Origin of the sequence: Nocardiopsis lucentensis DSM 44048 (genome assembly GCF_000341125.1) — a bacterium.
Classification (GTDB): Bacteria; Actinomycetota; Actinomycetes; order Streptosporangiales; family Streptosporangiaceae; genus Nocardiopsis; species Nocardiopsis lucentensis.
Genome location: NZ_ANBC01000912.1, coordinates 1 through 7253, shown reverse-complemented (window position 1 = coordinate 7253; position 7253 = coordinate 1). Strand labels below are relative to the sequence as shown.

Annotated in this window: 7 protein-coding genes; 1 reads left to right on the top strand and 6 read right to left on the bottom strand. The window is 60.5% G+C overall.

What is annotated here, in order from left to right:
• The first annotated feature begins 298 nt into the window (after positions 1 to 298).
• Positions 299 to 634 carry a hypothetical protein gene (locus D471_RS37275; RefSeq protein ID WP_017602276.1) on the top strand — a complete coding sequence of 112 codons (336 nt, stop codon included), beginning with the start codon at positions 299 to 301 and terminating at the stop codon, positions 632 to 634.
• A 218-nt stretch (positions 635 to 852) separates the two neighbouring features.
• On the opposite strand, the gene D471_RS0131375 is transcribed toward D471_RS37275, so the two are convergent.
• The 6 genes from D471_RS0131375 to D471_RS0131350 all read right to left on the bottom strand — a co-directional run bounded on the left by D471_RS0131375 (position 853) and on the right by D471_RS0131350 (position 7070).
• Complete coding sequence (locus tag D471_RS0131375; RefSeq protein WP_017602275.1) at positions 853 to 1965, bottom strand: DUF262 domain-containing protein; 1113 nt, start codon at positions 1963 to 1965, stop codon at positions 853 to 855.
• Complete coding sequence (locus D471_RS38015; RefSeq protein WP_017602274.1) at positions 1958 to 2557, bottom strand: hypothetical protein; 600 nt, start codon at positions 2555 to 2557, stop codon at positions 1958 to 1960. Before D471_RS38015 ends, D471_RS0131375 begins: the two co-directional genes overlap by 8 nt.
• Positions 2558 to 3210: 653 nt before the next feature.
• Positions 3211 to 4674, bottom strand: coding sequence for an SAVED domain-containing protein (locus D471_RS39875; RefSeq protein ID WP_152486525.1), 1464 nt, complete (start codon positions 4672 to 4674; stop codon positions 3211 to 3213).
• Positions 4671 to 5606 (bottom strand): AAA family ATPase, encoded by a 936-nt coding sequence (locus D471_RS0131355; protein ID WP_017602271.1) that lies wholly within the window; start codon positions 5604 to 5606, stop codon positions 4671 to 4673. The genes D471_RS39875 and D471_RS0131355 overlap by 4 nt, the downstream gene beginning before the upstream one ends.
• The gene (locus D471_RS41480; protein WP_161630136.1) at positions 5539 to 6105 is read right to left on the bottom strand and encodes an HORMA-1 domain-containing protein; all 567 of its coding nucleotides are present in this window, start codon (positions 6103 to 6105) and stop codon (positions 5539 to 5541) included. Before D471_RS41480 ends, D471_RS0131355 begins: the two co-directional genes overlap by 68 nt.
• A complete protein-coding gene (locus D471_RS0131350) occupies positions 6102 to 7070 on the bottom strand; it encodes a CBASS oligonucleotide cyclase (protein WP_152486524.1) in 969 nt (322 codons plus the stop codon). The genes D471_RS41480 and D471_RS0131350 overlap by 4 nt, the downstream gene beginning before the upstream one ends.
• Positions 7071 to 7253 lie beyond the last annotated feature (183 nt).

Below are 7253 nucleotides of genomic sequence, written 5' to 3'. Positions count from 1 at the left end.
GGGGGGCGGAGCCGATGTGGTCGACGCGCACGACGCTGCGGCCGTTCTTGTGGATGATCTGGACGGCTTGGGCTCCTGATGCTGTGGGGACCTTCCGGATGAACGATGCCACCCGAGCACGCTATGGCCAGCACCCGGATTAGTCACCCCGGGCACCCTCCGCAGGCACCATCAGTCCAGGTCAGAGGAGCGCGCTCCACCTCACCGCCCAAAAGTGGCACGAGTCAGGCCAGGCTGCGCGGACGGCGCGGGGGATGACACCACCGCATACACCGGGGTGCTCCATGGTGACCCGTTCATGGGCAACCTCATCCCCGGGGCTGACGGTCCAGTGATCTGCAGCTTCGACAGCCTCAGCAACGGCCCCCGCGAATGGGACCTGATCCCCGCCGCGGTCGGCAAGGTCCGCATGGACTACACCACCGACCACCACAGCCCGCTCGCGGCCGAGTACGGCTTCGACGTGCTCACCTGGTCGGGGTTCCCCGTCCTGCGCCAGCTCCGCGAGCTTAGGCTCGTCACCAGCGTCCTACCGGTCCTGAACACCAACCCCAGCCTGCGCACCCAATGGCGCCACCGCCTCGACACCCTCCAACAGAGCGACACCACCACCCGCTGGTCGACCTACAGGTAGACACGTACCGAGTGACGGAAGGCGGTCCTGGTGTACAACCCGAACCGAAAACGGTTCAGTGGCCCTGGCCTATCTGCGTAACATCGCTATCAACCGTCACCGGCTCCGACAACACCCGCAAGCGGCTACGTGCTTGAGGATGGGACGCTCGCTCAGCGCTCTACCCGCTCACGATCAACAAATCCCAAGATCAACTCTGAAAACCGCACTGAGATCGGTCAGCTATTGAGCTTCTTCGAAAGAACCAACGTTAGCTGCTGAGAGCGGATTCGTCGCGAGCCCAGGTCAGATGAATTCCGGATTCCCGACGTATAATCTTCAACGACCTCCTCGACTTCCTTGACCGTCATGCCAACCATATCCGCAAGAGATGACAAGAGGCTGATAGTTTCTCCGTTCCCGCCATTGCGCTTCCTGTCCGAGACTGCACGCTGGAACAGGTCTAGCAGTTCCCGAACTTGCATTGCCTGACCCGGACTGACGTTACCTAGCTCCTCCCTCAGCCCCCAGGAGGTATGCAGCAGAGTGAACATGTCGACGATGTTCGACCATCTGGTTCGACCAGCCCACTTGATGGTATCGCTAAGGATCGTCAGCAGTTCAAGAAATTCCACTGAACGATCTCGGTATTCCTCGAAATCTGCGGAGATCTCATCATAGCGCTCGTTGAGTTCGGTTTTTTTATTGGACAGTCCAAAAATACAGGTACCGAAGACTTCAGCATAAAACTCCAGATCGCCCCCCCGCTTGCGTCGTTCACCACTAAAGATGCCGGATATCGCGCTAATCTGGTGAGCCACACAGTCTTTAAGGAATTCGTTGAACGGCCCAGGCAGCAAGGCATTTCGAAGTTCTTGTTCAGTCAGAACCATGTTGACCCTGTTAACGCGAGCAAAAACTGCGCGCACAAACTCGTCAGCAAGGTTGGACAAGCGCCGAATCGGGAAGCGGTATTGGAAAAACTCCTGACGCACATCGTCGGGCAGCTCCTTGAAGAATTTCCCTTCGAACTTATTACGCAGATTATCGTCCTCCAGCCCGTCCAACGGAAATCTGTTGTCCAGAAACGCAAGCAATGAGGTGAGACGCTGCTGGCCGTCGACAACGGACGCGGTCTGCTCTCCTTCCGGCGATGTCTCATAAGCGAGGTAGATCTCCGGGATCGGATACCCAAGAAGGATGGTTTCCATCAAGGACACTTTGGCGCGTTCGGGCCAAACGGCTTGGCGCTGGTACTCAGGCTGGAGGATCAGTTCGCCGGACTTGTCCAGCGATCGAAACTCCGCCACCGTTTTCGACTCAATTTCGAACTTGAGTCCGTGATCAGCCATGGTGCACGCCTTCCTCGATCGCGCGGTCACGCGCGATGTTCACACTTTTCACCTGATAGCTTCTGAGCGACCCATGATTGCGGTACAGTCGATAATTAACTTCACAGTTCCTGAAGGCGCTACCGAGATCTTGGATAAAGAGATCTCTGGACCGCGACCATCGTTCACCGAAGGACAGTCGCGGCAGCACGATATCGAGGGCTATACACTCCTCGAAAACCAGCTTTCGCAGGTAGTTCTTTTTCTGAGAGAAGAGTTCATCCTCAATAATCTCCCGAAGCTCACCCCATGCCTTGTCGAACAGCTCTGGTGAAATTATCGCGATGTCCAAGTCCGAGCCTTCGTGGAACTTTCTGAAGTTCTTTCTCGGGTTCATGGAGTAGCCCAGACGAGCGCTTCCGACCAGCTGAACAGCCATCGGGTCCACGCCTAGCTCGGTTGCAACTAGATGCCGCCATTTAATGTAATTGAGTTCTTGAGGCCACACGGCGGGTGTTCCGTCGAACATCCGGGCCGTCACAAAGTAGTCGACTTCCTGCCCCAGAGAACTGAACTCCTTCCAGAATTCAGGCAGACCTGAAACATCGTCCATCGTGCCTCCTCAGCGAGCGTCGAGGGGAGCATGCGCGTGCTGTAGTCGTTAGATCTACACCACACTGGGTTGGATGATGAAACCGGAGACACCACCTCGGCCGCTCGGTCACCCTGCGACCTCCCAGACAACCGCGCGAATATCCTAGCGCGTTTCATCACCCCGCAGTTCTGGTTGAGGTTTGATTGTTCTCCTCAAGATGTGTAGGTCCTCTATGACCAGCAGTTTCGAGAGACCACCATGGACACCACCGACACGCAGCGCCGCCAGATGACCGCCGCTGTCCCGTTCGAGCAGGGCCAGGTTCGAATCCTGCCAGGTGCACCACAACATCCCAGGTCAGGTGGGGGTCGGGGTCTCATCTCAGAGGGGTCGCCGCACTAATAGGACCGAGATGGGACCAAGCCCCTGTTCACGCCCGTGCCGACAGGTCCTCCCGGCGTCCCGCAGGACCAGCCAGACGGTCCGCTCAGGTGCCTACCGTGCTGCCTCCAGCAACACAATGTCGGCCGGACCCAACATTACCTTCGACAGCCGGTCGCTGCGCAGGAATGACGGGAGGCGATCCCGGCACGCGCAGCAGCCTCCAGCAGACCCGGTACAAGACATGAGCCGCCCCGTGGTCGGGAAGTGCGGGATCGGGGCGAGGACACTCAGTTCTTGACCTGTAGCGCGGGGTGGTATTGACCTGGTTGGCCCATGTCCCAATAGGTCCAGGTGACGGGCATCCGGTCCCACGCATGACCGAGCATGAGTGCGCAGGCACCCGGCATGGCCATGAAAAGATGCAGTTCAGTGGGGCGGAGACGCCGCCTGAGTGCCCGCAGCTCCTCTCGGAGCTGGAAGATCACCGCCTGGGCGTGCGGCAGGCCGTTCAGTGCCACGCGTCCGGGGGCCGGCAGCCGGGCTCTGATGTGGTGGGCATCCGGGTGCGCCTCTGTCAGATACTCCTCGACATCTTGTGCGATGTCGGTGGCAAAACTGACGCTCACTGCCCATGGGCGTCCCAGTGAGTTGTCGAACCCGTGTTCAGGAAGGTGGATCTGGAGATCTTTCTGATCGCTGGGGGCGACGCTGGAGACCCAGAGACCATCACGAGCCTGGGCGCTGACGGTGAAGCCGGCCGTACTGCAGAAGTGAGCGCCGATAGCGAACCACAGGGGAAGGCGCATCGGGCCGTCGACTTCGAATTCGCTGATGCCAGCCGCACGGAACTTTTTTCGGGCTTTGACCAGATCAGCGGAAACCCGATCACGAGCGGCTTCTGGGGAAGCGAACGACCTGCGCTCGCGCGGATCGTCCCCTGTTAGGAGATCGGTCCAGTCGGCGGAATATGTGGCAGTGTCCGCTCGGGGATTATGCTCCAGTAGCTGGGCCACGAACAGAGGGTGAGCCGGGAAGCGTAGCTGCAAACCATCGATGGTCGCCGTGAGCTGCGCAGGGGTGAACGTCTGCCGAGGCGCTTTGACCCAGTCACGCACCTGTTGGACACCGGACGCCAATCCGTCGTTATCGGCACGAACACGCGCCCCCAAAGCCGCGTCCTGGACTTTCTCTCTCCATTCCTTCTCGGAAAGACCATGGCGAACTTCGAGGCATTCGAGAAAATCGATCAGTTCGACCTCATCGACTGAAAGATGATCCGCCCACCGCTTCCGCGCCACGGCGAGTCGACCGTTTCCTTGCCGCAGGGTCTCCACGATGCGAGCGTCCGTTGTCGTCCGCGCTCCGAGCACGATGTCGGTGGGATCGATCGCCTTCGTCGTAGCCAAGACCACCTTCGGTGGTTGTTCGTGACGGGGACGCAACTCCACCCAGCTTGAATGGAGCCGCTGCAAAAGGCTTGGACTTCCCTTCGGGCGATCCAGAAGCCATCCTTCATTGAGTGGACTGGTGGCATCCACAGATGCTTTGACCTGCCAGTACTCATCCGGACCTGTACTACGACGCAACGTCAGATCATCGACGTTCCCGGCTTGAGCCGCCTCGACAGCAAGCTCGACAATCGTTGAATCGGCCAACTGCGTACGCAATACGTGGTAACAGACCACGAGGTGCTGCACGTCGTCGCCGAGCAGGCGGGCTCCGCTGGCCGCTCGGGCAGCCCGGATCGTCATAGCCGCCCGGCCTCGAACGGCCGAGTCGGTTGTGTTCGCTCCAGGACCTCGCGCGCGATGACCGAGTCGATGGCAACGCCCTGCCGGTAAGCGGCCAGGACGACCTCCGGCACCAGTCGCTGGCGCAGGTCGGAGTAAGTGTAGCTGTAAGGGTGTCCAGCGGTCTCGCCGGTGGCGAAGGCCAAGGCGTCGATGTCCTCCGGAGACAACTTGCTCCCGATAAGGAGCCGGGTCAGCAACGCGGCCCTCTGTTCGTGAGTCGGCCGCGTGAACACCTCGACCGTCGCAGCACGCCGCTGTACCGCTGGGTCGAGCGCATGGAGCCGGTTCGTGCACAAGATCGTGAGGACCGGCAGCCGGTCGATCCGTATTCCGTCGATACCGCGCAGCAGGGCATTCACCCCGGCCCTGTCCTCGTGATGCATCTGGGCGAGTTCACGGGACTGGGCCAATGCATCGGCCTCGTCAACAAGGAGGACACCGAGGCTGGAGGCGACCCCATCGCTTCTCCGAGCTCTGACGAATTCAGCGGTGATACGTTCGAACGCGCGGGTCAGCAGTGTGGTCATCTCACCGACTGCGCCGCGCCCCCGCGCGGTCAGGCTCAGCGGATACAGGGTCACGTCCGTATCGGTCCGGGTCGCGATTGCCTGGCCGAGCACTTCGGCGACCTCGGTCTTGCCGACCCCGACGTCACCGGCGAAGACGAATAGCGGGGTCCGGTCCGTGAGAGCGCCGATGGCCGGGATGACCTGACCATGAACGGCCCTGCTCCACCGCTGGATCATAGTGGGGTCGAGTCGCGCGGCAGCGTCCGTCACCAATCGGTCGATCAGGTCGTCCAGCCCCACGAGCGCGGCCAACCTAGCCTGTGCGGACGGGTTCGGGAACTCTTCGGTGTGGGCGAACAGCCCTTCGCTTCCTTCGATCACGACCAACTCCTGAAGACCTCGCGGCGCAACCCGACGCCTCCTGCGCCATAGGTCCGATCGTTTTCCCAGTGACCGCGTAAGCATCACTGGGCAATGAGCCCGGGACCCTGGCGAAAGGTAGTTTGCTCTCTACCGCCTCCTTCGTGGAGTCACCGAGCTGGTGCCAGGTGGAGGAGTAGATCAGGTGGTTGAACCAGCTGGCCTGCGTGACGTCGACCCCGGTGGGAACACCGCCAGCACCACCGGTGAGCCCTCCGTCGGGGCCGACGGTGTATCGCAGCGACCAGACGACTTTGCCGCTTTTCTTGAACCCGAACTGGTATGTGTCGACGTATCCGCCGATGAGGAGTTCCTCCAGTTCAACCCTGTAGTCGTCAAGGCCGTCGCTGCTCGGACTGCCGTAGAGGACGCAACTCTGCCGCAGATCAGTGGTGACCCGGCCCGCGAGGCGACGCGCGTGGGTGCGGGTGAAGGTCTCGGCATAGGTGTAGCTGCTCATGCCGCCGCCTGGAAGCTGGTGCCGAGCACGTCCTGCCACAACTCGACCGCCTGGCCCTTCGCCGGTTCGTAGTATGCCGTGGAGATCGCGTCGAACGCCTCCTGGGCTGCGGCAACGAGCCTGTCGCGATGATGGTTCTCGTAATGCTCGGCCACGTTGTTGTCGAAGTTGACCGGATCCAGGATCTGGATCGGCGCACTTCCACGGCCAGGCAGGTCTGACGCCGGGTGGAAGTCGGTGAAGGCGATCTGCGAGTCGAGTCCGCCGTTGACGATGAAGGCGAAGAATTGTTCGAGTGACTCAGCGTAGTCGTTGAGAACCATTCCACCATCGGCCAGGTGCACCCACAGCAGTTCGAGCATGAAGCTCTTGCACTTGAACTCGCCATCGCGCTTCTTCTGCTGCCGGGCCCACCACTTCGTGAACCGGATGAGCTGAGCGAGGTGGTCCGGATGATCTTTCTTACGACCACGAATGAAGTCCAGGTGCTGGCGGACACTGGTCCGCAGCCGCTCACCGGTGTGCTTGTTGACCAGATAACCCACGTCGTTCGGCTCGCCCTCATAGAGCACCGGAACTACATCGACCTCGAGCCCGCTGGCTGCGAACTTGACAGTCACACAGTGGGTGTTGGCGACGATCTGGTCGTCAGAAAGAGCCGGATACGCCTCGGCAACTCGGTCTCGGACCCAAACGACGAGTTCCAGAGTACTGTCCGGAGCCTGCTCGGCCTTCACATAGACAGCAAGGTCACGATCGTTGACGCTCCGCAAGGCCGTGCCCTTGGCGACTGACCCAGCATGCAACGCCTTGATGAAACCGTACTCTGGTGACGCGACGACCTTCGCCTCGATCCGATCGCGAAGCCGGTTGACCTGAGCCCGCTGGTCATCGACCTCGAACTTTTTCAGGTTGACTTTCCCCTCAGCGAACTTGACGAGATCACGGTGCCCGATCTGGGGCATGAACCATCCCTCTTCCCCCATTGGATCAGATGCAGCGCTGGTGCTTCTCCCCCAAGAAGCCAGCCGTCCTGAGCCCACAAGGCAGGTGGTGGCGGGGTATCACACTTCACCACCACCATCGGCCATCAGCTATCGCACTACTGAGTTTTTCGTTAGTTCTTCGGGTATGAGGGGTGGATCTCC